We start from the raw sequence: 24678 nt of genomic DNA, 5'->3' as shown, positions 1-24678 counted from the left end.
GCAGCCAGGCCATATGCAAAGCGCTCCCTTGGCATAGTGAGCGCTATGACTTTGCTCGACCGCCCACTGACCTACCCGGAGGTCGGCGCTACCGCCGGGCAGCTGCCCGACGGATACACCCATGTGAGGGTTCAGAGGGTCATCGGACACGGGGAGTCGACGTTCCGCCGCGCCACCGAACGCCTGATGAGCTGGCAGATGCACCGAGCAGCCGGCCTGACCGTCGAGGCCACCACACCCCGGGTCGAGCAGGGCAGCCGCGTCCGTCTGCGCCTGGGCCGGCACCTGCTGCGGATCTCCTTCGGATGCCAGGTGGTCTACGTGGTGGAGGAGGAGCGCCGGCGGGGCTTCGCCTACGGGACCCTGCAAGGCCACCCCGAGCAGGGCGAGGAGAGGTTCTGCCTCGACTGGCGGGACGATGACGCGGTCGTGTTCACCATCACCGCCTTCTCCCGGCCAGGCGTCTGGTGGTCCCGCGCCCTGGCACCGATCAGCCATCTGCTGCAGCAGCAATACACCCGGCGATACCTCCACGCCCTGTAGCGTCCCGCCGATACCTGGCGAGCATGCGCCGCAAGGGAACGCGTCCTCGGCGCTGAAGGCCTCAGCCATCAGCACACCGAGGAGATGGTCGTGCTGCTGCAGCAGCCCTGGACCGGGGTCGGGGCGCGATTCCACATCCAGGATCTGTGGCTGTACGTGGCCCCCACGGTCGTGGTCGTCCTGCTGTTCGCCGGCATCATCGACCGGTTCGAAGACCTCGTGCACACCGGTCTGCCGTTCGTCGCCGCGGCCTTCCGGCTCCTCGAGATGTGGGGATTGACCCTCTCGTCGGTTCGCGCGGTCTTCAGTCGGCACCTGTCCCCGCCTCGACCACCACTTTGCCGAGCGCGCGGCCGTCGCCGACGTAGGTGAGCGCTTCGGGCACCTGCTCGAGGGGGAACACGCGGTCGATGTGGATGCGGACATCTCCCGCGACGCATCGGTCGGCAAGAGGCGAGAAATGCGCCGGACCCGGCTTGACGGCGAGAACCCCCAAACGCCGACCCGTCATCGCGCCGATCAGTGCGCCGACCGTCACCACTCGCAGCAGGGCGCGCGTCGTCCCGCCGACGATCAGGTACGTGCCACCGGGGGCGAGCGCACGGCGATACGCGAACACCGACCGCCGGGCGACGAGGTCGATGATGAGGTCGTACGGACCGGTGCGCGTGAAGTCGTCGGCGCGATGGTCGATGACCTCGGCGGCCCCCAGGGATCGCATGAAGTCGAGCTTGCCGGCGTTGTCCACGGCCGTGACACGGATGCCGGAAGCAGCGGCGAGCTGGAGCGCGAACACCCCGGTTCCTCCGCCTGCGCCGTTGATCAGCATCCGCTCACCGGGCTTCGCGCGCGCAACGGCTTGCACCGCGATCGCCCCCGACTGCGGCAGTGTCGACGCCTCGGCAAATGACAGTCCCGCCGGTTTGAGCGCGAGAGCGTGCTCGGGCGCCACGGCGTACTCCGCGAAGCCGCCTTTCAGAGTGAGATTGTCGCCGTAGACTTCGTCACCGCGCCGGAACAGCGTGACCCCTGCGCCCACTGCCTGGACCACTCCCGCGATGTCCGAACCGAGTGTGCGGCGGGCGGGTCTGAACAGGCCGCCGAATCGGGCATAGGCGGGCGACCCGTGCAGCCCCTCCCAGTCGCTCAGATTGACCGAGGTCGCGATCACCCGCACGAGCACCTGGCCTCTCCCCGGCGTCGGCGTGGCGATATCGTCGAGCCGCAGCACATCGGGCGACCCGTAGCGGTCCTGGACGAGCGCTCTCATGCCCGCACGACCATGCGCTAACGCTCGCCCAGCGCGGGGCTCTCGTCGGCGACCCGACGCTCCAGGCCCTCCAGCATCAGCTCCAGCCCGTAGTCGAACTCGTCCGCGAACGCGTAGACGCCATCGCCGAACAGCTCGGCGCGCGAGCGCGCAATGTGCGGATACAGCTCCGCCGACGCCGCGACCTTGACGGCGAACGCCTCCTCGGCGCCGTCTCCCGGTTCGAACGGCAGGCTCGTCCAGGTCAGCGCGAACCCGTACACGTAGGCGTCGATCGCGGAGAACGCGTGTGTGGCCAGCGCAGCGCTGAAGCCCTCGGCCATCAGCACGCCGAGGAGACGGTCGTGGTGCTGCAGCAGCGCGGGGCCGGGATTGGGGCGCGATTCCATCATCCCGAGCGCCCACGGATGAGCGGTGAGCACCGACCGCGCCGATCGTGCCCGGCCGGTCAGCGCCTCCCGCCACGTGGCGCCGACCTGGGGCAGTTCGATCCTCTCGAACACCCAGTCGGCGAGGTCGTCGAGCAGCGCCTCCTTGCTCGGGACGTGATGGTAGAGCGACATCGCCTCGACGCCGAGCTCCTTCGCGACACTGCGCATGCTCACGGCGGAGACACCCGCGCGGTCGGCGACTGCGGCGGCGGCGTCGATGATCCTCTCCCTGCTCAGTGGTGTGCGTCGCGTCATTTTCCCATCCTTGTTTTCCCATCCTTGCGCACTTACGCCCGTAAGCCTACTCTTGGAATTACCCTTACATCCGTAAGTCGAACGTTCGACGAAACCCGAGGACCTGTCGATCCTCACCACTGCAGCGGAGCCCATGATGAGAACACGTCGACACACCACCACGCTGGAGAACCTGCGGACCCCGGTGCAGGCCAAGCTCGCGGCGGCCTGGACCAGCTTGATGTTCTTCTACGTCTACATCGACTACTTCCACCTCTACCAGCCCGGTGCCATCGACCAGATCCGGGGTGGCGGCATCTTCGAGTTCGACATCACCCCGACGTTGTTGACCATGTTCGTCGTGGTCATCGGGATCCCGGCCCTGATGGTGATGCTCTCCATGACACTGCCCGCACGGGTGAACCGCGCCACTAACCTCGTCGTGGCATCGCTCTACATCCCCGTCACGGTGTTCAACGCGGTCGGGACGTCCTGGGACTGGGCCTTCTACTACGGCTTCCACATCGCCATCGAGGTGCTGCTCCTGGCCTTTATCCTGCGCTCCGCCTGGACCTGGCCCCGCATCGCGTCGCCGGCAACCATGGCGACCAGCCCGGACCGTGAAGCCGCTCGCATCCAGCAGCAAGCGTGAACCCGAGAACAGTCCCCGTCCTGTTCACAGCCATCTGCCTCGGTGCCGCGGTGCGGGCCTCCTGGCGGTAGGACACCAACTACCACCGGGACGTCGCGTAGGGGCCTGCCAAGGCCCCTACCGGCAGGTCAGGTCAGGGGATACGCACACAGGCCCACCACCGCCCAGGAAGGTCCCGGTCATGATCCAGGCACACGAGCTCACCCAGCGCTACGGCGACACCACCACCGTGGACACCCTCAGCTTCACGATCGCGCCCGGGACCGTGAGCGGCCGACGTCGGGCACCGTCACGGTCAACGGCAAGCCCTACGGGCAGCACCCTTCCCCGCTGCGGGAGGTCGGCGCCCCGCTCGACGCCAACGCCGTGCGCCCCGGCCGCAGCGCCCACTCACACCTGATGAACGAGATGTCCCAGACCGCGGAGCACATCGGTGCGGTCGCCTTCCGGAACGGCCTGCTCGTCCTGCTGCTCCTGCCCGGCACCCTCAGCTTCATCAGCCTGGACTGGGTGGAGACCATCGTCAGCTGCCTACCGCTGCCGGCGTCCTCAGCACTCCTCACCACCGGAGCGGCCGAGACGCAAGCAAGGTGCCCACCTCTCCGCACAGGCGAGCCTGATCGTGATGGCCGCCTACGCTGTCGTCCCTCTCGCGGCGGCCGCCGTCACGCTGCACCGACGCGACGCCTGACGCCGTGCATCCCGATATCCCCAGGAGCTGAGCACGATGACCGGGGAGATCCTGGCCGTTCCACCTCAGCCTGGTGCTGCCGCACCGGGCCAAACGGATCGTGAACATCGTGCTGCTCGCGCTCGTCGTCGTGCACTCGGTGCGGTGGCGGAGGGCGCCGGTCACGGCTCACCGATGACTGGAACTACACCCTCAATCCCTCCGGCGATGCCCATGAACCGACCGAGACAGGAGAACACCATGAACTCACGCACTCAGCATCCGCGCGGAACGATGAGCGCCATCACCCAGCTGAGATACGGCGGGACCGAGGTGCTCTCGCTCGCCGAGGTCGAGACACCGGTGACCGGCGACGACGAGGTGCTCATCCGGGTGGGCGCAGTCGGGGTCAGCGCCGGCGACATCCTCGTGATGCATGGCGAGCCACGGATGGTCCGCGTCGCATTCGGGCTCCGGCGGCCCAGGCAACCGACCATCGGCCGGGATGTCGCGGGCGTAGTCGAGGCGGTCGGTGCGCAGGTGACCCGCTTCCGCGTCGGCGACGCGGTGTACGCGGAGTCCGACCAGGGCGGATACGCGGAGTTCGCCGCGGTTCCGGAACGGTTCGTCGCGCTGCGGCCGACGACCTTGGACGCCGTTCATGCCTCGGCGGTGCCGGTCTCGGGGACAACCGCGCTCCAAGGACTCAGGCTGGCAGGCGTCGCGCCCGGGCAGCACGTCCTCGTGAACGGCGCCTCCGGCGGCGTCGGCGGATTCGCCGTGCAGCTCGCGAAGGCGATGGGCGCCGAGGTGACCGGTGTCTGTCGCGCCGCGAAGGCCGACCACGTGCGTGCGATCGGCGCCGACCACGTCATCGACTACACCAGTGAGGACTTCACCGTCGGCGGAGGTCGCTACGACGTGATCTTCGACCTCGTCGCCGACCACCCCCTCGGACGCGTGCGCCGCTCACTCACCCGGCATGGAACGCTCCTGGTCGCCGCGGGAGAGGGAGGGAAGGTGTTCGGCCCGTTCGGTCGCATCATCCGCGCATCCACCATGTCGTTGTTCGTGTCGCAACGGCTGCGTCCGCTGGCCACCAAGAGGAACGGTGGCGACCTCGCCGAGCTGACGCGGCGCATCGAGGCAGGCGAGGTCGTGCCCGTCATCGACGAGGTGTTCCCACTCGAGCGCGCCGCCGAGGCGATCACGCGACTCGAGTCGGGCGAGGTGCGGGGCAAGGTGGTCATCACGGTCTCAGCACACGTCAGCGAAGGACCCGGTGGACTCGACCACCCGTAAGCCGGTCCCTCATCGTGACGCCGCTGATGCAAGAACTCCCATGGGTTTCCGGCCAATATCCGGGCCATACGTATAGCGCAGGGTGCCCAGCTACCCCGTGACGCCAAGGGCGGGGGACGGCCTCAAGCCGTACGACGCCCACATGGGAACTCCTACTGCAACGCTTCGTTCGTGCGGCACAAGGGAAGGAATCGGTTGTCGGAGCAACCCCTGTGTGCCCCGCTCCGAAGATGCCTGAACGACGGTGGGCGGGTCGCCGTGGCTGGGGTCACCGAGAAGTCGACGCCCTGATGCCGCGAAGGTGAGGGGGGTGCCGCGCGTGGGTGGTGCGGCGGTAGGCGGTGGGGCTGGTCCCGTAAGCCCGGGTGAAGGCGGTGCTGAAGGTGAAGGCGCTGCTGTAGCCGACCTCGGCGGCGATGGCCGCGGTGGTGGCGGTGGACTCCACCAGCCGGTCGGCGGCCAGGGCCAGTCGCCAGGTGGTGAGGTAGGCCATCGGGGGTTGCCCGACGGTAGTGCGGAACCGCGCGGCCAGGGTGGCTCGGGAGACGTGGACCTGCCGGGCCAGCTCGGCCACGGTCCACCGGGCGGCCGGCTGTTCGTGGAGAAGCGCCAGCGCCTCGGAGGCCACGGGGTCGCCGGTGCCGGTTAGCCAGCTTGGGGTGCTCGTCTCGGAGCGGCGTGCCCAGGCCCGCACAAGATCCAGCAGCAACAGGTCCAGGATCCGGTCCAGGGCACTCTCCTGTCCCAGGTCCGCGGTGGTGAGCTCGCGCTCGAGCAACCCCCGAAGTGTCGGGTCGGTCTCCTGCTCGGTGTACACGGCCAGGGGCGGGAGGGCTGAGGTGACCAGACCCCCTACGGCGGCCTCGGACTGGTAGGTGCCGATCAGCATCACGGTGTCCCCCGCAGCACTGTTGCCCCAGGTCCGCACCCCGTGGGACATGGCCGTCTCCAGATGGTCCCCGGCCGGGGTGCGGCAGGACTGGCCGGGGTCGATCACCACGGTGGGTGCCCGGTCGGCGGTGTCGGCGACCCGGTAGGGTCCGGGGCCGCGAACGGTGGCGGCCTCCCCCGGGCTCAGGCGTTGGGGGGTGGCGCGGTCCAGGATGATCCAGGCCTGCCCGCGCACCGGGATGATCACGGTCAGGGCCGCCTCGTCGCGCACGTCGATGGCGAACGGAGGGTCCATCACCACGCGCAGGGCGAAGGCCGCCCGGGCCCGGGGTCCGGTGAGGAACTGCGACAGAGGGTCCACACCCCTCACCCTAGACGGCAGAAGATGCTCACGAGACGATGAGTCATTCATCGTCCAGCGAATCAGGGGCAGGCTGGAGTCATGATTACAACTTCAGTCCTCGCTCCTGTTCTTGTCACCGGCGGCACCGGGCGCACCGGCGCCCGCCTGGCCCGCCGTCTCACCGAGCGAGGGGTGCGCGTGCGCATCGGATCACGACGCGCCCCGGTGCCGTTCGACTGGCACGACTCCAGTACCTGGGCCCCCGCCTTGGAGGGCGTGAGGGCGGCCTACCTCTGCTACAGCCCGGACCTGGCGTTTCCCGGGGTGCCGGAGGTGATCGCCGGGCTCGCTGAGGCCGCCGTTGAGGCCGGGGTGCAGCGGCTGGTGCTGCTCTCGGGTCGCGGGGAGGACGGGGCACGGGCGGCCGAGGACGCGGTGCGGGCCAGTGGGCTGGAGTGGACGGTGTTGCGGTGTTCGTGGTTCGCCCAGAACTTCAGCGAGCACTTCCTGCTGGGCCCGGTCCGCCGGGGGCGGTTGCTGCTGCCGGCCGACGGGGCCATCACCGAACCCTTCGTGGACCTGGAGGATCTGGCCGAGGTCGCCGCCGACGCGCTCACCGGGGACCGGCACCTGCACCGGGTGCTGGAACTGACGGGCCCGCGGCTGCTGAGCCTGCATCAGGTGGCCGCTGAGCTGTCGGCGGCCACCGGCCGGCCCATCGAGTTCGTCCCCTGCACTCCGGAGCAGTTCGCTGCCGATCTGGGCCAGGACCGGATCCCCGCCGAAGAGGCTCTTTCGCTGGCGGGGTTGTTCACCGAGATCCTCGACGGGCGCAACGCTTCCCTGAGCCCGGATCTCGCCCGGGCCCTGGACCGGGAGCCCACCGACTTCGCCGCCTACGCCGCCCGCACTGCTGCCACCGGGGAATGGGCCGCCCCGGTCACCGAGGAGGTCGGACGGTGACCGGGTGGGTGCCGGTCGCCGCCGGGGTGGGCTCCGGCCTGGCGGGCGGGTTCTACTTCGCCTTCTCCGCCGTGGTGATCCCGGCCCTGCTCCGCCGACCGGCCGAGGAGGCGACCGACACCATGGTCGCCATCAACAAGAAGGCCGTGCGAGCCCCGTTCATGATCCTTTTCTTCGGTACCGCCGCGGGCTGCGGGGCCACCATGATCGAAGAGATCATCGACCCACACCCTCTTTCGTTGCTCCGGATGGCCGGAGCAACGGCCTATCTCACCGGATGGGCCTTGACCATGGCCGTCAACGTGCCGCTCAACAACCGCCTGGCCAACGGCGGCCCCGACCACTGGCAGGACTACCAGCGATCCTGGGCCCGAGCCAACCACCTCCGCGCTGCCCTCTCGGTCGCCGGGGCCCTCGGACTGCTCATCCCCACCCAGCCCTGACCACCACCCATGAATTCCGCACACGCACGGATCAGGACGCCAAGTTCCACGACTGCTTGGTTCTCGCACCGTCGCCATGCACATAAGAGGAACCCCCATGTGCAACGCCGCAGTCCTCACGGTGAAACGGAGCATCAGCAGATCCCTGCGGGAAGGCGGGGGGCACCGAGGCGCGGCCGGAGGCTCTGCTCCGGGGACGGGGTCCACGGCGTGGTCCCCGGTGCCATGGACGGGAACGGGGCGGTCGCCGCGCAATGCATAGGCTTCGTCTCGACCCGCTGAACTCCCGAAGTCAACAAGACTGGGGCAGATCAGGTTTGTGTCGCTGACGGGGTTGGCTCAAGGATGTCGGCTGGATACGTTGCAAAGACAAATACCCCTCAGAAAGCGACAAGCAGATGCGAAAAAGCGCAGCAAGTGCCGCATTCATCACCGCCGCCGGATTCTCAGCCCTCAGTGCTGCCCCGGCGTCGGCCGACGTTTACGGGCCCATCTTCCCCGTCTGTGATGCAGCCTTCGCCGCAGGGGTGTACAACATCCCCCAGGGCAGCCCGGCCTACCACCCCGCTCTGGACACCGACGCCGACGGCGTGGCGTGTGAGAGCGAGACCTACGCCTACGACGCCGCGACGGTGGCCGAGATCGAGGAGCAGCGTGAGCTGGCCCGGGATACTCTGCCCCCGAACACCGGCATCATCGCCGGCCCCGATGGCACCGGCCTGGAAGAGGCACCGCAGATCGAGCAGGTCCCCGTCGGTGGCGCCGACACCGGCGCGGCCGTGGAAACCGCCGACAGCAACGGCGCCGCCGCGGTGACCGGTGGCCTGGCCCTGACTGCGGCCCTCGCTGGTGGTGCGTTCCTGCTGCGACGTCGCGCTCGCACCGCCTGAGCAGCACGCCTACGGCACCGGTAACCCTCCCACAGGGTTGCCGGTGCCATGGGTGTACCTGTCGCAAGCACTGTCCGACACGTCTGTCCCATCTCATGCATCACCGCGCCGGCAGAGCCGGGTCGACCAGACGGACCCATCGTCAGAGATCAGAAATTCCTGAGCTGGGTGTCCGACAATCCGCCATATGCAAGGCGGAAGGGTGCTGAAGTTGGATCGGACGTCACTTGGCGGGGCGGCAGCCCCATTGGTCTTCCCCTCGCACGGCAGGACGGAGAAGAATCTGGTGATGGACCTTCCCCGCATCTTCACCATCCGCGAGAGCACCCACCGGATCCACAACCCGCTGACCGCGGACAAGCTCGCGGCCCTGGGCGAAGCACTCCACCTCTCCCCCGGGACACGGGTGCTCGACCTGGCCAGCGGCTCGGGCGAGATGCTGTGCACCTGGGCGCGTGACCTGGGCTTCACGGGCACCGGGGTGGACATCAGCACGGTCTTCACCGAGCAGGCCCGGGCCCGCGCCGTCGAACTCGGCGTCGCGGACCGGGTCGAGTTCGTCCACGGTGACGCCGCCGGCCATGTCGCGGACCAGCCGGTCGACCTCGCCGCCTGTATCGGCGCCACGTGGATCGGCAACGGCGTCGCCGGAACCGCCGAGCTGCTCGAGCGCAGTCTCCGCCCCGGAGGACTGCTGCTGATCGGCGAGCCCTACTGGCGGCGGACTCCTCCGGACGAGGAGACGGCCCAGGCCTGTCACGCCACCGGCCTCGCCGACTTCCTGCTCCTGGCGGAACTGATCGAGCAGTTCCAGCAGCTCGGATACGACGTCGTGGAGATGATGCTGGCCGACCAGGACAGCTGGGACCGCTACGCCGCGGCCCAGTGGCTCAACCTGCGCCGCTGGCTCGACCAGAACCCGGACGACGATCTGGCCACCGAGGTACGCGAAGAACTCACCACGGAGCCCGCCCGCTACGCGCGCTCCACGCGTGAGCACCTCGGCTGGGGAGTCTTCGCCCTCATGAAACGCTGAGCATCGTCCCGTGCGGGCACCGGACCTCGCACCCTCCGGGACCCGCACAGGTCACGTCGCCGCCGCGGCACAGCGGTCGGCAGCATGAGCGAGCCGGGCATCGGTTCCCTCCAGGCCTTGGCGTGCTGGCGGACCTGTGCCCTGCCCGGCCGCCGAGGCGCGCTCCGGCGCTGACCCTGAACCCTGATCAGCCCTCGCGGTAGCCTTGAGCTCGGTCGGACGGCTCGAGCAGCTTTCCAGTTCGTCCGCCCCAGTACATCGATGAGCGGTCCGGTCGAGCGGCTGGTGTGACCGGTCCCGCTGCGGCCGGCAACGGCACCAGTGCACGCCGCAGCATTGAAGGGACATGAATGACACTCTCCGCGGGCAACCGGATCGGGCTGGCCGGAGCGGCGGTGGTCGGGGTCGCCTTCGGTATGGCCCGCTACGCCTACGGTCTGACACTGCCCGACATCCGGGAGGACCTGGGGCTCTCCGAGCTGGTGCTCGGCCTGGTCTCCAGCGCCACGTTCGCCGGCTACCTGGCCGGCCTATTGCTCGCAGGCCGGCTCGCCGCTCGGCGCGGTTCGCGCGCTCCGACGACCGTGGGCGGGGTCTGCGGCGCTGCGGGGGCGATGCTCGTGACCTTCGCGCAGGCACCCTGGTTGCTCGCCGTCGGTGTCGTCCTGGCCGGCAGCGCCGGCGGCTGGGTCTGGGCGCCCTACTCCGACATCGTGACCCGTGCGGTGCCCTTGCGACAGCAACCCCGAGCGCTGGCGATCATCACGACCGGCACCAGCGGCGGGCTCCTGCTGCTGGGCGGGCTGGCCGTCCTGGCCGCCCTGGGTTCCTGGCGCCTGGTCTGGGCCGGCATCGCCGTCGCCGCGGTGGCCGCCGCGGTCGTGAATCTCCGCCTGGTGCCGCGCACCCGACCGGCCCCACGCCCGGACGGACAAGGCGGTGCCTCCTCCTTGGTCAGAGCGCTGCGCGTCCCGGGCGCCTACTCCGTCGTCTACTTCGCCGTCGTCGTCATCTACTTCACCTACGCCGCCGACGCCCTCGACAGCGGCACCCTCCCGGCGGGAGCCGTCCCGGCGCTGTATGCGGCCATCGGCCTCACCGGCATGGTGGGCGTGACGACCGGGGCCCTCGCACAGCGGATGGGCAGCCTGCGGGTCGCCGCGCTGAGCCTCGTGACGGTCGCCGCTGCGCTGGCGCTGCTCGGGCTGGCCAGCGACTCGTTGACCGCGACGATGGCCTCGGCGTGCATCTTCGGTGCCGGGTACATGACAGGATCGGCGGTGCTCGCCGTCTGGACCGCCGAGCTGGTGCCCGAGCGGGCAGGCGCGGCATTCACGGCCTGCCTGGTCGTGGGGGCCGTCAGCTCGGTCGCAGCACCGGCCCTCGCCGGCGCGATCATTCCAGGCCTCGGGCTGGGGACGCTGCTCGTGCTCACCGCCGCGGTGTCCCTGTCCAGCGGGGCGGCGCTGCTGCTGGGCTCCTCACGAGGAGCGGCCATGGTCCGAACCAGACCATGAACACCAGGACCCTGCATGCCCTCGACGCGCACACCTTTCCCCGTGATGAGCCCGCCCGGCTCCTTCCCACCCGACACAGACGTCGTCGCGCTGGAGTTAGTGGCCGGTAGGCGGCCACATGTAAAGCGAAGGCGTGGTGCCGTCCGGGACACACGCCGTCCGTGGAGCATCCAGAAGTTGTCCGGCGCCCTCGTATCCCTGGCGCGAGCAACCCGGGACGACCTGTGGTGCTGGGTATACCCAACGGAACACCGCGGGCGATGAGTTGACGGACGCATGGGGCTTCTGTGCGCCCATCCGCACCGAAACCGGGCAGGGACTGGGCATACAAGCCTCTGGGTCCAGGTGGCTCTTCGCTGGAGCTATGGACTCACCGGACGGTCGTGGGCTTGTCACCGACCTTGGGCACCCGACCGAGTGGTCATCGGCAAGCTGATGTAAGTCGGGGTGCCTCGGACCGGCGACGAGAAGATCACCAACACTGTGTGTTCACTCCCTACCACCGGGCGCCGCGTGGACAAGTGGATCGGCGTCGGACGGTTCTCCACCCTGGTGATCCTCCGGGGAGAGGTACAGAATGCGGTCATGGACATCACCGACAACGGGCCGAAGCCGAACGCATTCGATATCGAGAGCGCTACGACGGAGAACGCTGACTACCGCCGCGTCGCCTGGACGGGCAAGCACCTGCAGGTGACGCTCATGTCGATCGAGCCCGGCGGAGCGATTGGTCTCGAAGTGCATCACGGCACCGACCAGTTCCTGCGCATCGACGCCGGCAAGGGCCGCGCGAAGATGGGGCCCTCGAAGGACGATCTCTCGTTCCAGCAGGACGTCGAGGACGGCTGGAGCATCCAAGTGCCCGCCGGCACGTGGCACGACGTGGAGAACACCGGGGACGAGCCCCTGCGCCTCTATGCGATCTACGCGCCCACGCACCACGCGCAGGGCATCGTGCAGAAGGCGCCGGAAGACGCCGAGAAGGACGAGGAGCAGGGCCGCGACGAGCCGCCGCCGTGGATCGATGAGGTCGACGACGAGGGCGAAGAGACCGCCTGAGCTGCTACAACGATTACCTGACTGTCCGGCAGCCGGGCCATATGTAAAGCGATGTGAGGAAAGGCCGGTCAATCGTGGCGGCATTCCCGCCGGCGCAGTACCCCCTTGTTCTTCGAGCCCTCGTGCCGTGCGGGGAGGATGGTGCTGTGAATCGGCATCTGGACTTCAGCCCCGGGCCACGGCTGTATCCTCGGCAGGTTCTTGGGGCGGGGGTGTGCGATGTGGGCTACGCCCTGACCACGGGCAGGAGAGAGGACGGCCGGTCGTACAGGATGTCCGGTGTCGACCGAACTCGACTTTGAGGTGCTGATACCGGGCACGTACCCCAGCCCGGTATCCTCGGGAGGCTCCTCGCACCGCTCCGGGACAGGAACGAGACCCGGCTGACGCTGTGGCTCCAGCCCAACCTCTACACCGCTCACTCACCACGCCCGGCCGCCACCCCGTATCGGCGCCACCGGCCCGACCCGAGCAGACAGGGGTCCTTCGGGGGCAGAACAGTTCAGGGCGCCAGAACTCCGGCCCAGCCTTTCCAATCGGGTGACACTGCACGAATACTTGGTCGAACTCGGAGCAACCAGCACCAGGAGTGTTCACATGGCCGCACCTCTCGTCTACCTCAGCTTCCCCGGCACCGCCCGAGAAGCACTGAACTTCTACGCCGACGTCTTCGGCGGTGAACTGAGCCTGCACTCCTACGAAGAGTTCGGCAGGACCGACGGCCCACCTGACGCTGTCGCCCACGGCGTCCTCGACGGCGTGGTCGCCCTGGCAGGATCGGACGCGCCCGAGGGTGCGGAGACGATGCGACTCGAGGGTCTCCTGCTGTCCCTGCTGGGGACGGCCGAGCCGGCCGTCCTGCACGAATGGTTCGAGAGACTCTCGATCGGTGGTTCCCGGATCGATCCCTTGACCCAGCGGCCCTGGGGAGCCTCGGACGGCCAGGTCACCGATCGCCATGGACTGCGCTGGCTCATCGGGTACGAGCCCCAGGCATGAAAGACATAGACCCTTGCCGAGCAAGGACCCGGGTATGCCCGTGCCGCTTCACGGATTGGATGCCCCGGCTCAGGGAGTCACGGTGAGATGGACGAGGGCCTCGTGCACGGCCTTCGCCTTGGGGGTCCGCATCGCCTGGAGGTGCGCACAGATCTGCTGGACGGCCTGCGGGTCCGGGCGGTGACCCTCGGTGGTGTCCCGGCATACAGTCCAGTCCACCGCAGCCGCGTAGCGGTCACTGATCAGCGTCTCGTGGTCGCGGCAGTAGTGGTGCAGGGGCGCCGCTGTGAGCTCCGCGAGGGTGGCCGCTGTCCAGGCCACCACCGGGAGCCGGGTCACAGCAACCAGGCTGCACCCGCTCACCGCACAGAGGCTCTCTGATGTCATGGTTCCACTGTGCAGGGGCGTACCGGTCTCTGAACAGGGGCGCATGCATCTTCATGGGGGATTCGGAGTCTCGTGCTCAGCGCACGCAACGAGGACGGGCTGTCGTGGTCCCGGTGGGCGGGACATTCCTCCGGGCAGCGGCATCCGTCATGGAGGCGCACGTCGGCACCAGGGGTGCCCGCGCTGTGCTGCGGGCAGGGTCGCCTGCCCGTTCAGGACCGGTGGTAGTAGCGTTCCTCAAGCTGACGATTGATGCCCTTGCGCCGGGCCCGGCCCGCCAGCATCTGCAGGGCCGGGGCGAGCAGGCGCCCGGGGCCGGGGAGGTGGATGTCGGACTCCACCAGGATCAGCGCCCCGTGGTAGAGGTTCTTCGGCCGCCCGTCCGGGTGCGTGAGCCCGTCGGTGGCCATGTTCTGCAGGGTCACCAGCCACTTCTCGAACCCGGCGTGGGCGGGGCGGACCTCCAGCACGAAACGCAGCGTGCGGTCCCCGGTCACCTGCCAGCCGTGCACGGTACGTGGGGGCACCACGGCCTCATCGCCGTCGCGCAACCGCACCTGGCGACCGGCGATCTTGCCGTCGAGGGCGCCCTCGAACAGGTGCAGGGTCTCGGTGTAGAGCGTGTGGTAGTGCGAGAACACCTTGATGCCCGGGGAGTATTCGGCGTAGAGCAGGCTGTACTCGCCGGCGGTCTCCTCCCCGGTGCGCACCCAGGTCAGCGCGGTGCCCTGGGTTTGGTCCCGGTAGGTGGTGCGGCCGGTGCACATACCGGTGATCTGCTCGACGGACCAGTCCATCGTCATCGCCCCCGACCACTAGATTACGACCGTTCATGACCCGGTGTCCTAGGTCGTTTCCAGATCGCAATCTGCCCCACTTGGCCTGTGTCACCTCGCGGTTGAAGGGCGATGCCGAGGCCTGGGCGCACCGGGCAGGCGGCCGGTGGCACCGGAGGGGGCGGTCGGTAACGGCGGCGCGGCGCTCAGTCCTCGGTGTGGAGGTGGCGTTGGAGCCACCGGGTGAGCCACAGCTTCAGGCGGGTTTCGTCCCAGTCCGGGGCATCGACGACCAGCACGTCGGACCCGTACCGGTAAACCGAGGTGACACCCTCAGGGTCGCCCAGCTCGAGGATCAGCTGTTCCACCAGTCCGGGGTGCTCAGCGGCGATGTCGGTGCGCGGCCCGACGTCGTAGCAGTCCACCTCGGGGACCACGGTCACCAACGGCTCTTCGACAGCATCGGCCACCGGGGCTCTGCCCGCTCAGCGCGGTGATGGTCCGGTGCACGTGGGCGAGCATTTCGGTCCCGTGGATCGGGTCGCGGCCGTGAGCGGACTGGTAGGCGCTGTAGAGCGGGATCCCGGGCAGGAAGATCTGGTGGCCGCCGGCGGCGAGCACCGGGTAGTTGCGCATCGGGTAGTCATCGATGCGGTGCTCCCCCACCAGCCACCGCGCGTCGGGGACCGCGGCGGTGAGGAGTCGGGCGAGGTAGGAGGTGAACCCGTCGACCAACCCCAGTGCCTGGGCCGGCGGGTGGGGATCCACCGGCATCCCGTGGCGGGCCCAACTGGGCCAGGAGGGGCGGGTCGGGTCTCGGTCCAGGGAGCGGGGATCGACGCCGAGCTCGGTGATCCGCCCGGTGATCCACTCCCACAACGGCGCGACCGATTCGACAGTGCCGTCCAGCACGGCCTCCGGGGATACACCGTGGGCGGTCAGTGCCCGGCGCAATCGTTGGAGGGCCCGGGGACGTTCGGTGAGGAACTCATCCAGGCGTCGGCGACCTGGCGCAGCGTCATCGACTCGTACAGCAACTGCCCCATGGGCGCCACTGTAGTAGGCGGCCATCACCGGGTGCGGACCTCGACGAGCGGACCCCCCGGATAGTGCCTTCTGCTCCCGCAGAGGCCCGCAGGGCACGGGCACCCCCAGGGTGCAGTAAGAGCTTCCCGCCGCGAAAGGAGCCAATTGCGCCGCGGCCTGTGACGCGACGTCCTTGCGGTGGAACCGGATTGTCCGTCGCAACATTGGTCTTTGATACGTTGCCTGACAGCGCTGGCCCCCAGGCCAGTGCCGCCGCCCTGAGGAGTCGTTCCCCAGCGGCTCGGGTGGCGCAGGCGCTACGGCGCCGCGAAGTGCCCCACCCTCTCCCGGGTAGGGGCGCTTCGTCGTGACAGGGGATTGATCAGGTTCCCTCCCTCAGATCACCCGGGACGAGCGGACCGCGGCCCACTCCGGATCCGACCGCCCCAACGGGCAGCCTCCGGAAGCGCAGCATTTCCTTCCTCAGCGCGGATAAGCGTCCGGGGGCATGCTGATGACCTCGGCGATGTCCTCGGCATGCAACCCGGTCAGCTCCGCCAGCTCTTGGAGAGAGGCACCTGCCCGGTAGGCGCGGGCGAGGGCGCGGTTGCGCCTGCGCACCGCGGTACCCCGTTCGAGGGAGAGCACCTGGATGCGCTCGGTCAGCTCAACGACCTCGGCCCGCGACTCCTCCCCCGCGCTCACGGGCACACCACCCTGCTCCGTTACCCTTTCGTTATCCATGGGCGCCAGCTTCTCATTATTCAAAGCGAATCGCCCAGCACCCCAAAACAGCCCACTGAGGTGCCCCCGATCTCGGCGCGGCACCCAGGTGGACGACTCGAGGTAAGCGACCGGCGATCGCCGATCCAACCCGCCCTCAGGCATGGATGGGGACCCGAGCCGGGTGCCTCCGTCCCTACCGCCCCTCCTGCTCGGTCCCTGGAGCGTTTTACTGGGATCGGGGCAGCGGGCCCCGAGCTCGATACCTGCTGCAGTCCCCGCCGAAGACGGTCATCGGCGGGCCTGCTCCAGATTGGGGTGCTCAATCCTCACGGGCACGACCAGCACGGGGCTCTCGCTGTCGTGGAGCACGGCCTGGGAGACGGAGCCGAGCAGCAGCCCCCGGAACCCGCCGATACCGCGGGAGCCGACCACCACCACCTCCGCGGTCCGCGAGGTGCTGGTGAGGATCCTGGCCGGAGGCCCCACGTAGAGGTGATGCTCCACGGACAGCCCAGGATGCTGCTGGACGAGTTCGTGGGCGATGTCGGTCAGCTTCCGATCCGACTCCTGGAAGTACCGCATCGTGTCGAGCTCCTCCTGGAACCAGCTGGGAGTCTCGGAGAGCACCGCGTTGGCGGAGACCAGCGCCAAGGTCCGGCCGTGGTGGTCGGCGTAGTCCGCGGCCGTCCACAGCGCAGGACTACGGGAGCCCAGGGCGTCCAGACCCACGACCACGCGACCGGTCAAGTCCACATCCTCCGCCCTGGCCGAGCCCGCAGGCTCGAGGGCGAAGTCCTCCAACCGGTCCTGGTCATCGGCGGGGCGATCCCTGGCCGGGTCGGGGACGATCATCACGGGGCACCTCGCGTGCGCGGCGACCGCCGCGGAGACCGAGCCGAGCCGACCGCGCAACAGCCCACTGCGTCCCCGCTTGCCCAGAACCACCAGGGCGGCGGAGTGCGAGGCCTTCACGATGGCCTTCGCCGCGTCCCCGGCCACTGCAAACGCCTCCGCCGGCACCCCAACGGCCACCGCCACCGCGCGGGCTTCGGCGAGATGCCCGGCGTTCTCCGTCATCACCGCCCGGGTCGCGCGCATTCCCACCTCGGGGTCCACCACCTCGATGCGGGGATAGGCGCCCAGCAGACGCACCGTCCAGTGGCGGGTGCGGGCCTCCTTCAGGGCGCGGTCCAGGGCGTGCCGGGCCGGCGCGGAACCGTCGATCCCGACGAGCACGACGCCGTGCTCAGCACCGGCGGCCACGGGGCGGTCCTGAGTGCTGAACGTGTCGCCCATGATCAAAGCGTAAGTGATACACGCCACATGAATCGCGGCGAATCCGCCGCCCTGACAGGGCGACCAGGATTCTGTCGGTGTGTCCAGGCAGAACAAGACCACAGTCAGGGCCCAGCTTTCGGACGGGAGGCCCGGAACGCTCTGACCGCGACTGGATGCGGGAGCAGGCCCCTTACTCGAAGAGCCACGGTGGCGGAGGATCCAAGGGAAGAGACATCCCCTTCGGCGCGTGGGCCCTGGAGGCGCATCCATGGAAGAGGCCTCTTTCGTCGAAGAGGGTCCGCATGGTGGGGTCGGCGTAGTCGCGCCACCACACTGCCAACCGGCAGTGGCAGCTGCTGCGAGAACGCCCCGGAGTCGGTGTCCGACAACCGGGCCATATGTGAAGCGGAGGGAGCCCAACTGGGGGCTATCGCAGCAACGGGGTGGGAGCTTCAGTGGCCCGGAGGGGGTTGGAGGATCGACAGGATTGGGAATACCGAGGCACTGGTGGGGGTGGGTCCACCGGTGCCTCGGCGGAAGCAGACGGAGGTTCCCGGATTGTCGCTGTTGCTGGGCTGCTCGGGATGGGGTGTTGGGCCGCTAGTCATTGCGGCGGTGGGTGGGCTTCAGGGCGAGGCGTTGCAGGGGCCGGCAGGCTTCGGTGGCTGCGAGGGTGAGCAGCAGCCCGACGATGACAGTGGCCAGGATGAGCAGAACCCCGGAGAGCTCGAAGCGGAAGACGGTGAGGAAGGGGCTGGCCAGCAGCAGACCCACACCGATGGAGCCGGTCAGGGTCACGGTCAGGGGCATCAGGACGTGGCGGCGGCGGATCGCGGTGAAGAGCTCGCGGGGGAAGCCGGCGTGGTCCAGCGCGATCGCTTCCTCTGCCCGGTCCAGCACGAGAGCGGCCTGGTTGATCAAGGTGGAGGTCGCAGCGATGATCAGGCCCACGGTCAGGGTGATGATCGCGCCGGTGCGCAGGTCCTGGGCCAGCAGGTGGTTCGCTGCGTTGTCGCTGTAGGACTGCGGATCCGTGGGGATGAGGCTGAGGAAGGCGGCGACCATGCCGAGCAGGGCGATGGCGGACACGTTGCGCCAGGCCGTGCGAGGGTCGTCGATGATCCGCCGCATCGCGATCAGTTGCGCCACGGTGCTGGTGGCGGTGCCCGGGCGTGCCAGCAGTTGCAGCAGCCAGGGCCCGAGAAGGTTCACGGCGCTGACCACGAGCACGATCATCACGATGACCACGGCGTAGAACCTCAGTTGGACGTTGAGCACGTCCGGGCTGAAGACCTGCCGAACGATCAGGAACGCGATCACGGCGACCACGAATGCTCCCAGCCGCCAGGCCCGTAGTGCCCGGGGGGTGTGCTGAGCGGCGACTCCCAGGGGGGAGATGCGCACCTGTTGCAGGCCTATCACCGTGGACAGCCCGGCCATCACCAGCAGGGCCACCACCACGGGCAGGATGATCCACCAGGGCGCCAAGAGCTCTGCAGGATCGATCCGCTGGCCCTGGAAGGCCACCAACTGCCAGCCCGGCAGGCTCAGCAGCCACAGCACCACGCCCAGCACGGCGCCGATGGACGCCTGGATGAGGGTTTCCACCACGGACATCACCACGACCTGGCTGCCGCTCATACCGATCAGCCGCAAGGAGGCCAAGCGGCGGGCCCGTCCCCGGGCGCCGAGCCGGGCCGCTGCTGCGCCGAGGTTGAGCACCGGCACGACCAGCAGGGCGCAGGCGATCGCAGCCAGCACCACGTATGCCTCCAGCAGCGGCGGTGCGGTGGGCTGGTTCCAGCGCTGGAAGAACATCCACGTCCCCCCGGCCACCGTGAGGGCGAGCACCGTCGAGACAGTGAAGGCGATCACCGCCAGCACATCGAGGACCGATTCGCTGCGACCACCGCGCAGCCGCTGGATCGCCAATCGGGGCGCCAGGGCCAGGGTGGCCTTCATCGCTGGCTCCCGGTGATGGGACGGTCGGCGTGGACCATGGCATCGCGCAGCTCGATCAGCCGGGTGCACCACCCGGCGACCTGCCGGTCATGGGTGACCAGCACCAGTGTGGCCCCGGCCATGGTGGTGGTCGTGGTGAGGATCTGCATGACCTCGTGACCGGTGGCCTGATCCAGGGCGCCGGTGGGCTCATCGGCGAAGACCACTTTCGGGGAATGCACCATCGCCCGGGCGATCGCCACCCGTTGGGCCTGACCGCCGGACATCTCCCCTGGCCGGCGCCGGCCGGCCCCGACCAGCCCCAGCCGCTCCAGCCACTCGTCGGCGGCCTGCAGCGCTTGCGTCCTCCCGGTGCCGGTGAGCAGCAGTGGCAGCGCCACGTTCTCCCGTGCGGGCAGCTCTGGTAGAAGTTGTCCGTCCTGGAACACGAATCCGAACTGCTCCCGGCGCAGCCTGGAGCGCTGGGAGTCGGAAAGTTCAGAGACGACCGTGTCGCCCAGGTGGACCTGACCGGCATCCGGGGCCAGGATTCCGGCCAGGCAGTGCAGCAGCGTGGACTTGCCGGACCCGGAGGGGCCCATCACGGCCACGGCTTGGCCGGCGGGAATTTTCAGGTCCACCCCGGACAGCGCCCGGACCTGCCCGAAGGACTTGCTCAACCCGCTGGCGTGCAACGCCCCGGGTGCTGTGTTCGTTGTCATGGTCCCCATTCCACCGTTCCCGCCGCCTCCCGCCCATGGTGCCAACTTCCAACCCAAGGTGGAGCCAGCACCACCCCTGGCGGGCACCCCCGTGACTATCGTGGAGGAATGACTGCCACCCCCGGAGCACAGGCGCTGAGCCCACGCGCGCTGTTCTGGTTCCAGGTGGGCCTCGGGGCGCCAGCCGTCGTGGGAACGGCCGTGGGCCTGGGGCTGGCAGACCTCGGTGTTGTGGGACTGTGGACGGCCGGTGCCCTGGTCCTGGCCTGGCTGGGCGGGACCCTGGCGGGGTTGGTGGCCTTGGAACGGCGCAAGCCTCCGCCCGCAGCACGGCACAGCCCCGAGGAGTGGGCCCACAGCGTGCGCCAATTGCGTGCCTCGCGGCTGGAGATCGTCACGGCCTTCGAAATCGAACGCCGCCGCGTCGAGCGTGACCTCCACGACGGGACCCAGCAGCACCTCGTGGCCGCCTCGATGAAAGTCGGAGAGGCCTCCCTCCTCCTGGACACCCCCGATACCGGTGCGCCTGTCCACGCCGTGAAGCTGCTCGGGGACGCCCAGGACGACGTCGAGGCGGCCCTGGCCGCGCTGCGCTCCACCGTCACCGGGATCCATCCCACCGTCCTGTCCGACCTCGGGTTGGAGGCGGCCGTGCGCGATCTGACCGACCGCTCGATGGCCGACGTCGTCGTGCGCGTCCCTCACCCATTGCCGGCAGTGCCCGAGGCCCTCGCAGCGGCCGTGTACTTTCTCACCGCAGAGGCCCTGACCAACGTCACCAAGCACGCCCCCCGAGCCCACGTCACTGTGCTGCTGAGCGCCGATGAACACCTGCACCTGTCCGTCGTCGACGACGGCCCCGGAGGGGCCACCATCCAGCCCGGCCGCGGCCTGGCCGGCATGACGGAACGCCTCGCCGCGTTCGGGGGCACCCTCACAGTGTCCAGCCCACCCGGCGGGCCGACAGCACTCACCGCCCGCGTCCCCCTGCTGCTGCCCCAGGGCCACCCCGGGATCGTCCTGGAGACAGCCACCCACCAGGGGCCCCGATGAGCCTCATCGTCGCTGATGACGCAGCCTTGCTACGGGAGGGCCTCGTCGGACTGCTCGAACGCCAAGGCCATCAGGTCATCGCTCAAGCCGCCACCGCCCCGGAACTCGAAGCCCTCATCCACCGTCACTCCACGCACGGTTCTCTGCCTGATGTCGTGATCACCGACGTGCGCATGCCCCCCCACCATGACCGATGACGGCCTGGCAGCGGCCACCCGCATCCGAGCCACCCACCCCGGCGTCGGCATCCTGGTGCTCTCCCAATACGTCGCCCCGGCCTACGCCGTCGATCTCTTCGCCACCGACCCGACCACCGACAGCCTCGGCGGGGCCATGACCGGTGGCCTGGGATACCTCCTGAAAGAACGCGTCGCCCGCATCGCCGATTTCACCCGTTCCCTGGACATCGTCGCTGCCGGCGGCGTCGTGGTCGACCCCGAGGTCGCCGCCCGCCTGCTCTCCAACCGGCGCACCGCACTGGATGACCTCTCACCGCGCGAACGCGAAGTCCTCGAGCTCATGGCCCGCGGACTGAGCAACACCGAAATCGCCCAACACCTCGTGCTCTCCACCGGCGCCGTGGCCAAACACGTAGCCAACACCTTCACGAAACTCGACCTACCACCCGGACAGGAGAACCGTCGCGTCCGCGCCGTTCTGACCTACCTCACCGCAACCCAGTAACCCCTAGCGCAACACAGCCCGCCGCTAAGCGGGCCATATGTGAAGTAGCGAGGATTTCCCTGTTCTTCTCGCACACGACGCGGTTCCGGCCGATGGCCGCGAGGCTCCCCTCGTCTTCGCGTTGCCGTGCCATGGCTTCGCCTCGACACCTCGCCGCGGGCTTCATACATCCGGAGGGGCGTCTGGATCGTCGCAGATTTACCCGCCCGAACCATAAGTGGGTCGTTGAGGCGTTTTCAGCCGAACGTGTGCCTCTCATCACCTCCCCGAAGGATGTGCGAGCACCGACCCTCTGACCACGCTCGCGACCGGACCCACGCAGGAGGGACCGTTCCACCGTTCTCGGGAGCTTGACCCGGGTTGATTCACAGGCGCTGTCCGAGACGCGCCGGCGCCCGCGCCTTCGTCGCTGGGTCCTGCCGGGCGTCCCCCGCCATCCGGGTCGCGCGCTCACGCAACTCGTCCGGGTACTTCCTCGGTTCGCCCATGACGCTGTTCCTTCCGTGAAAGGAAAACCTCCACAGATCCGTCACGGAACAGTCGCGGCCTTATAGATGAGGTCAGCGACCGCGCGGGGCTGAGCGACGGTGACCCCGTGCGAGGCTTCGATTTCCACCGTGCGCGACCCGGCCCGTTCGGACATGAACCGCATGCTCTGAACCGGGATCGCCAGGTCCTGCATCGTGACGAGCGACCACGAGGGATGTTCTGCCACGCCGCCTTCGTCGCCCGGTCCTCCAGCGCGGACGCCACGATGGGCCGCTGGGTTGCGGCCATCTGCGCCGCGGTAGTCGGATCGACGTCGGCCGCGAAGACCTCCCGGAACAGCTCCGGGCGAATGTACAGATCGTTGTTCTCCCGACCTCCCGGCAGGGGGTGCGGCTCAAGGGCACCACCGAGCTCGCCGCCAGGGAATCGGCCGGCGAGTTCGGCGGTGCTCTCGCCGGGTTCCAGTTGGAAAGAGGCGATGTAGACGAGGGCGGTGACGCCAGGGGCACCGTCGGCGGCCTCGCTCATCACCGAGCCACCGTAGGAATGGCCAGCGACGACGACCGGCCCGGGGATGGTGTCGATGATGCTGCGCAGATAGGCGGCGTCTTCCTGCTGTCCCCGCAGTGGGTTGGCGACGGCCAGCACCCTGTGGCCGCGTGCGTGCAGCTCGGTGATGACGCCGTTCCAGCTGGCGGACTCGGCGAAAGCGCCATGAACGAGGACGACCGTCGGAGCCGAGCTCGACGACGAGGTGGTGGTTGCGGTCATGGGAGTTCCTCTTCTGGAGTGGCGGCCCACGGACCGCCGGCATGGTGGATCCGGGTCAGGGCGCGATGACGAGGTCCTCGATGCCGTCACCGCCGACGCGGAAGCGGAGGCGGAGGTCGGCGACCCCGCCAGGAAAGTCGCCCTCGAGGTGGGCCAGCACGGTCCAGTTGCCGTGGCCGTGCGCGACCTGGCCGATGTACGTGGTCGTATAGGTGTACTGGCTCCCCGCCGTGGCCAGCCAGCGGCGGATCTCGTCGGCGCCCCGGTACTCGGTGTCCTCGTCGACGACGCGTGCGTCGGCGGTGAAAGTCGCAGTGCGTGCCGCGACGTCGTGGGTGGGCAGCTGGTCGTGCAGGTATTGGCTGACGGGTTCGGGCAACAGCTCGGGCCGGTATGGGTCGGTGCCGGTAGTCATCGGTCTCCACTCCTCGGGTTGCGGATGCCACCACGTTCGACCTTCCCCCTGGGGGAAGGTCAAGCACCGTGGTCCGGCTACCGGGAGACACGGAAGACCGGCCAGCCGATCTCCGTCCTCGTCCACTCGTCAATGCCCGGGAAGCCCTCCAGGTACGCCTCCCGGGACGGGGCCTGCACGCCCAGCTCGCGGCGGGCCACGTACTCGCCGAGCGCGCCGTACACCCGTGCGATCTCCTCGTCAGGGCCCTCGCTCGTCGCGACAGCGAGCTCGACCGCGGGCAGCCGGACCGTGGACACGGCCGGCGGCAACGACGCCACGCTCTCCTCGACTGGGGCGTACAGCGTCGCTGTGCCGCGTCCGTCGAGGAACAGCTCGGTGGACCACACCCCGCCGTACGGCCCGGCCACAGCCACGTCACCTGATGCGACGAGCCCGGTGAGCAGGTCAACAGAGCGGCGGAACCACACCCCGAGCTCGTCGCGGTTGATCGTCGCGTGGACTGCGACGGCGTGCATCGGCGGGATGCTGCGGTGGACGACCTCAAGGGTTACGGGGCCGGGGTCGAGCAGGCCCCGGAGCGTGCGCACCGCCGACCGCGTCGCGGCGAGCCGCGTCTCCATCTCGCGCAGGTGGGAGCGGAGCAGGGCCGAGCGCTCGGTGACGTCAGTGGTGGCCATGACCTCGCGGATGAGGTCGAGCGGCGCGTCGAGGGCCCGGAGTGAGCGAATGACCTGGGCGTCAGGCACCTGGTCGGGCGTGTAGCGGCGGTAGCCACTGTGCGGGTCCACGGTCGAAGGTGTGAGCAGACCGGACTCGTGGTAGAACCGCAACGCCTTCGCGCTGAGCCGGGTGGCGCGCGCGAAGTCACCGATGGTCATCACGCCCATGGCGGTCATGGTAGTGCAGACGCCATAGCCCGGTGCGTCGCACCCAGTCAGAGGTCTCGGCGAGCCTCTGCCGCAGCACGGGCCGCCGCTAACCGGGCCATATGTATGGCCGGTCGACTTTTCTGATTCGCGACGAGGGAACTTTCATCGTCCACGTCACCGATCGGTGCGGCCGTCCCGATTCGTGTCGATATTGGTGCTGTGGTGGGTGGTCCGGCGGGCGGACGGAACCGTCAGCTTCTGGAGGCCCTACAGCGATTCCGCTGGCAGCCTGGCG

The 24678-nt window shown here is 69.0% G+C and carries 28 protein-coding genes; 14 read left to right on the top strand and 14 right to left on the bottom strand.

The window, feature by feature from the left end:
- Positions 1 to 45: 45 nt before the first annotated feature.
- Both AC6CH6_RS04455 and AC6CH6_RS04450 read left to right on the top strand, forming a co-directional pair.
- Entirely contained in the window at positions 46 to 543 is a 498-nt protein-coding gene (locus AC6CH6_RS04455) for a DUF1990 domain-containing protein (RefSeq protein WP_498254184.1), read from the top strand.
- A 90-nt stretch (positions 544 to 633) separates the two neighbouring features.
- Entirely contained in the window at positions 634 to 915 is a 282-nt protein-coding gene (locus AC6CH6_RS04450; RefSeq protein WP_498254183.1) for a hypothetical protein, read from the top strand.
- Here AC6CH6_RS04450 and AC6CH6_RS04445 read toward each other — a convergent pair.
- Both AC6CH6_RS04445 and AC6CH6_RS04440 read right to left on the bottom strand, forming a co-directional pair.
- Positions 848 to 1813, bottom strand: coding sequence for an NAD(P)-dependent alcohol dehydrogenase (locus AC6CH6_RS04445; RefSeq protein WP_498254182.1), 966 nt, complete (start codon positions 1811 to 1813; stop codon positions 848 to 850). The genes AC6CH6_RS04450 and AC6CH6_RS04445 overlap by 68 nt on opposite strands.
- A gap of 17 nt (positions 1814 to 1830) precedes the next feature.
- Positions 1831 to 2499, bottom strand: a complete 669-nt coding sequence (locus AC6CH6_RS04440) for a TetR/AcrR family transcriptional regulator (RefSeq protein WP_498254181.1) — start codon at positions 2497 to 2499, stop codon at positions 1831 to 1833.
- A 136-nt stretch (positions 2500 to 2635) separates the two neighbouring features.
- On the opposite strand from AC6CH6_RS04440, the gene AC6CH6_RS04435 reads away from it, so the two are divergent.
- Positions 2636 to 3130 (top strand): DUF6326 family protein, encoded by a 495-nt coding sequence (locus AC6CH6_RS04435; protein ID WP_498254180.1) that lies wholly within the window; start codon positions 2636 to 2638, stop codon positions 3128 to 3130.
- 931 nt (positions 3131 to 4061) lie between these two features.
- The gene (locus AC6CH6_RS04430) at positions 4062 to 5102 is read left to right on the top strand and encodes an NAD(P)-dependent alcohol dehydrogenase (RefSeq protein WP_498254179.1); all 1041 of its coding nucleotides are present in this window, start codon (positions 4062 to 4064) and stop codon (positions 5100 to 5102) included.
- Between the two features lie 268 nt (positions 5103 to 5370).
- Here the strand turns inward: AC6CH6_RS04430 and AC6CH6_RS04425 are convergent, their stop codons facing one another.
- Positions 5371 to 6354, bottom strand: coding sequence for an AraC family transcriptional regulator (locus AC6CH6_RS04425; RefSeq protein WP_498254178.1), 984 nt, complete (start codon positions 6352 to 6354; stop codon positions 5371 to 5373).
- Between the two features lie 81 nt (positions 6355 to 6435).
- Between AC6CH6_RS04425 and AC6CH6_RS04420 the strand changes: the two genes are divergently transcribed.
- The 7 genes from AC6CH6_RS04420 to AC6CH6_RS04390 all read left to right on the top strand — a co-directional run bounded on the left by AC6CH6_RS04420 (position 6436) and on the right by AC6CH6_RS04390 (position 13243).
- Complete coding sequence (locus AC6CH6_RS04420) at positions 6436 to 7299, top strand: NmrA family NAD(P)-binding protein (RefSeq protein ID WP_498254177.1); 864 nt, start codon at positions 6436 to 6438, stop codon at positions 7297 to 7299.
- Positions 7296 to 7742 (top strand): anthrone oxygenase family protein, encoded by a 447-nt coding sequence (locus tag AC6CH6_RS04415; protein WP_498254176.1) that lies wholly within the window; start codon positions 7296 to 7298, stop codon positions 7740 to 7742. The genes AC6CH6_RS04420 and AC6CH6_RS04415 overlap by 4 nt, the downstream gene beginning before the upstream one ends.
- A gap of 398 nt (positions 7743 to 8140) precedes the next feature.
- Positions 8141 to 8632: an excalibur calcium-binding domain-containing protein gene (locus tag AC6CH6_RS04410; RefSeq protein WP_498254175.1), complete on the top strand. Its 492-nt coding sequence runs from the start codon at positions 8141 to 8143 to the stop codon at positions 8630 to 8632.
- 289 nt (positions 8633 to 8921) lie between these two features.
- Entirely contained in the window at positions 8922 to 9668 is a 747-nt protein-coding gene (locus tag AC6CH6_RS04405; RefSeq protein WP_498254174.1) for an SAM-dependent methyltransferase, read from the top strand.
- A gap of 350 nt (positions 9669 to 10018) precedes the next feature.
- Positions 10019 to 11185, top strand: a complete 1167-nt coding sequence (locus tag AC6CH6_RS04400) for an MFS transporter (protein WP_498254173.1) — start codon at positions 10019 to 10021, stop codon at positions 11183 to 11185.
- Between the two features lie 585 nt (positions 11186 to 11770).
- Complete coding sequence (locus AC6CH6_RS04395; RefSeq protein WP_498254172.1) at positions 11771 to 12244, top strand: cupin domain-containing protein; 474 nt, start codon at positions 11771 to 11773, stop codon at positions 12242 to 12244.
- A 597-nt stretch (positions 12245 to 12841) separates the two neighbouring features.
- Positions 12842 to 13243, top strand: coding sequence for a VOC family protein (locus AC6CH6_RS04390; RefSeq protein WP_498254171.1), 402 nt, complete (start codon positions 12842 to 12844; stop codon positions 13241 to 13243).
- Positions 13244 to 13312: 69 nt separating this feature from the next.
- Here AC6CH6_RS04390 and AC6CH6_RS04385 read toward each other — a convergent pair whose 3' ends face one another.
- The 8 genes from AC6CH6_RS04385 to AC6CH6_RS04350 all read right to left on the bottom strand — a co-directional run bounded on the left by AC6CH6_RS04385 (position 13313) and on the right by AC6CH6_RS04350 (position 20108).
- Positions 13313 to 13582: a hypothetical protein gene (locus AC6CH6_RS04385; RefSeq protein ID WP_498254170.1), complete on the bottom strand. Its 270-nt coding sequence runs from the start codon at positions 13580 to 13582 to the stop codon at positions 13313 to 13315.
- Positions 13583 to 13842: 260 nt separating this feature from the next.
- Positions 13843 to 14433 (bottom strand): cupin domain-containing protein, encoded by a 591-nt coding sequence (locus AC6CH6_RS04380; RefSeq protein ID WP_498254169.1) that lies wholly within the window; start codon positions 14431 to 14433, stop codon positions 13843 to 13845.
- A gap of 179 nt (positions 14434 to 14612) precedes the next feature.
- Positions 14613 to 14849: a hypothetical protein gene (locus AC6CH6_RS04375; protein WP_498254168.1), complete on the bottom strand. Its 237-nt coding sequence runs from the start codon at positions 14847 to 14849 to the stop codon at positions 14613 to 14615.
- A gap of 1066 nt (positions 14850 to 15915) precedes the next feature.
- Positions 15916 to 16137 carry a hypothetical protein gene (locus AC6CH6_RS04370; RefSeq protein ID WP_498254167.1) on the bottom strand — a complete coding sequence of 74 codons (222 nt, stop codon included), beginning with the start codon at positions 16135 to 16137 and terminating at the stop codon, positions 15916 to 15918.
- A 309-nt stretch (positions 16138 to 16446) separates the two neighbouring features.
- Positions 16447 to 17421, bottom strand: coding sequence for a universal stress protein (locus tag AC6CH6_RS04365; RefSeq protein ID WP_498254166.1), 975 nt, complete (start codon positions 17419 to 17421; stop codon positions 16447 to 16449).
- A gap of 205 nt (positions 17422 to 17626) precedes the next feature.
- Positions 17627 to 17776 carry a DUF4913 domain-containing protein gene (locus tag AC6CH6_RS04360; RefSeq protein WP_498254165.1) on the bottom strand — a complete coding sequence of 50 codons (150 nt, stop codon included), beginning with the start codon at positions 17774 to 17776 and terminating at the stop codon, positions 17627 to 17629.
- A gap of 260 nt (positions 17777 to 18036) precedes the next feature.
- Positions 18037 to 19398: an FtsX-like permease family protein gene (locus AC6CH6_RS04355; protein WP_498254164.1), complete on the bottom strand. Its 1362-nt coding sequence runs from the start codon at positions 19396 to 19398 to the stop codon at positions 18037 to 18039.
- On the bottom strand, positions 19395 to 20108 hold the full coding sequence (locus AC6CH6_RS04350) for an ABC transporter ATP-binding protein (RefSeq protein WP_498254163.1): 714 nt from the start codon (positions 20106 to 20108) through the stop codon (positions 19395 to 19397). Before AC6CH6_RS04350 ends, AC6CH6_RS04355 begins: the two co-directional genes overlap by 4 nt.
- Before the next feature lie 99 nt (positions 20109 to 20207).
- Between AC6CH6_RS04350 and AC6CH6_RS04345 the strand changes: the two genes are divergently transcribed.
- The 3 genes from AC6CH6_RS04345 to AC6CH6_RS04335 are packed head-to-tail and all read left to right on the top strand — an operon-like array spanning position 20208 to position 21836.
- Positions 20208 to 21152 carry a sensor histidine kinase gene (locus AC6CH6_RS04345; protein ID WP_498254162.1) on the top strand — a complete coding sequence of 315 codons (945 nt, stop codon included), beginning with the start codon at positions 20208 to 20210 and terminating at the stop codon, positions 21150 to 21152.
- The gene (locus tag AC6CH6_RS04340; RefSeq protein WP_498254161.1) at positions 21149 to 21349 is read left to right on the top strand and encodes a response regulator; all 201 of its coding nucleotides are present in this window, start codon (positions 21149 to 21151) and stop codon (positions 21347 to 21349) included. Before AC6CH6_RS04345 ends, AC6CH6_RS04340 begins: the two co-directional genes overlap by 4 nt.
- A complete protein-coding gene (locus tag AC6CH6_RS04335) occupies positions 21339 to 21836 on the top strand; it encodes a response regulator transcription factor (RefSeq protein ID WP_498254160.1) in 498 nt (165 codons plus the stop codon). The genes AC6CH6_RS04340 and AC6CH6_RS04335 overlap by 11 nt, the downstream gene beginning before the upstream one ends.
- Before the next feature lie 450 nt (positions 21837 to 22286).
- Here AC6CH6_RS04335 and AC6CH6_RS04330 read toward each other — a convergent pair whose 3' ends face one another.
- The 3 genes from AC6CH6_RS04330 to AC6CH6_RS04320 form a co-directional block, all read right to left on the bottom strand.
- Complete coding sequence (locus AC6CH6_RS04330; protein ID WP_498254159.1) at positions 22287 to 23096, bottom strand: alpha/beta hydrolase; 810 nt, start codon at positions 23094 to 23096, stop codon at positions 22287 to 22289.
- Between the two features lie 55 nt (positions 23097 to 23151).
- On the bottom strand, positions 23152 to 23511 hold the full coding sequence (locus AC6CH6_RS04325) for a nuclear transport factor 2 family protein (RefSeq protein ID WP_498254158.1): 360 nt from the start codon (positions 23509 to 23511) through the stop codon (positions 23152 to 23154).
- 77 nt (positions 23512 to 23588) lie between these two features.
- Positions 23589 to 24410, bottom strand: coding sequence for a MerR family transcriptional regulator (locus AC6CH6_RS04320; RefSeq protein WP_498254157.1), 822 nt, complete (start codon positions 24408 to 24410; stop codon positions 23589 to 23591).
- Positions 24411 to 24678 lie beyond the last annotated feature (268 nt).

It is taken from the genome of Kocuria sp. GQ42 (assembly GCF_059758435.1).
This window is presented reverse-complemented; position numbering and strand designations above follow the sequence as displayed.

What these genes read in the sequence shown, in the direction of transcription:
- AC6CH6_RS04455 (WP_498254184.1), top strand. Translation starts at nt 46, where the DNA reads ATGACTTTGCTCGACCGCCCACTGACCTACCCGGAGGTCGGCGCTACC.
- AC6CH6_RS04445 (WP_498254182.1), bottom strand. Translation starts at nt 1,813, where the DNA reads ATGAGAGCGCTCGTCCAGGACCGCTACGGGTCGCCCGATGTGCTGCGG.
- AC6CH6_RS04440 (WP_498254181.1), bottom strand. Translation starts at nt 2,499, where the DNA reads ATGACGCGACGCACACCACTGAGCAGGGAGAGGATCATCGACGCCGCC.
- AC6CH6_RS04435 (WP_498254180.1), top strand. Translation starts at nt 2,636, where the DNA reads ATGAGAACACGTCGACACACCACCACGCTGGAGAACCTGCGGACCCCG.
- AC6CH6_RS04430 (WP_498254179.1), top strand. Translation starts at nt 4,062, where the DNA reads ATGAACTCACGCACTCAGCATCCGCGCGGAACGATGAGCGCCATCACC.
- AC6CH6_RS04420 (WP_498254177.1), top strand. Translation starts at nt 6,436, where the DNA reads ATGATTACAACTTCAGTCCTCGCTCCTGTTCTTGTCACCGGCGGCACC.
- AC6CH6_RS04410 (WP_498254175.1), top strand. Translation starts at nt 8,141, where the DNA reads ATGCGAAAAAGCGCAGCAAGTGCCGCATTCATCACCGCCGCCGGATTC.
- AC6CH6_RS04405 (WP_498254174.1), top strand. Translation starts at nt 8,922, where the DNA reads ATGGACCTTCCCCGCATCTTCACCATCCGCGAGAGCACCCACCGGATC.
- AC6CH6_RS04400 (WP_498254173.1), top strand. Translation starts at nt 10,019, where the DNA reads ATGACACTCTCCGCGGGCAACCGGATCGGGCTGGCCGGAGCGGCGGTG.
- AC6CH6_RS04395 (WP_498254172.1), top strand. Translation starts at nt 11,771, where the DNA reads ATGGACATCACCGACAACGGGCCGAAGCCGAACGCATTCGATATCGAG.
- AC6CH6_RS04390 (WP_498254171.1), top strand. Translation starts at nt 12,842, where the DNA reads ATGGCCGCACCTCTCGTCTACCTCAGCTTCCCCGGCACCGCCCGAGAA.
- AC6CH6_RS04380 (WP_498254169.1), bottom strand. Translation starts at nt 14,433, where the DNA reads ATGACGATGGACTGGTCCGTCGAGCAGATCACCGGTATGTGCACCGGC.
- AC6CH6_RS04355 (WP_498254164.1), bottom strand. Translation starts at nt 19,398, where the DNA reads ATGAAGGCCACCCTGGCCCTGGCGCCCCGATTGGCGATCCAGCGGCTG.
- AC6CH6_RS04350 (WP_498254163.1), bottom strand. Translation starts at nt 20,108, where the DNA reads ATGGGGACCATGACAACGAACACAGCACCCGGGGCGTTGCACGCCAGC.
- AC6CH6_RS04345 (WP_498254162.1), top strand. Translation starts at nt 20,208, where the DNA reads ATGACTGCCACCCCCGGAGCACAGGCGCTGAGCCCACGCGCGCTGTTC.
- AC6CH6_RS04340 (WP_498254161.1), top strand. Translation starts at nt 21,149, where the DNA reads ATGAGCCTCATCGTCGCTGATGACGCAGCCTTGCTACGGGAGGGCCTC.
- AC6CH6_RS04335 (WP_498254160.1), top strand. Translation starts at nt 21,339, where the DNA reads ATGACCGATGACGGCCTGGCAGCGGCCACCCGCATCCGAGCCACCCAC.
- AC6CH6_RS04330 (WP_498254159.1), bottom strand. Translation starts at nt 23,096, where the DNA reads ATGACCGCAACCACCACCTCGTCGTCGAGCTCGGCTCCGACGGTCGTC.
- AC6CH6_RS04325 (WP_498254158.1), bottom strand. Translation starts at nt 23,511, where the DNA reads ATGACTACCGGCACCGACCCATACCGGCCCGAGCTGTTGCCCGAACCC.
- AC6CH6_RS04320 (WP_498254157.1), bottom strand. Translation starts at nt 24,410, where the DNA reads ATGACCGCCATGGGCGTGATGACCATCGGTGACTTCGCGCGCGCCACC.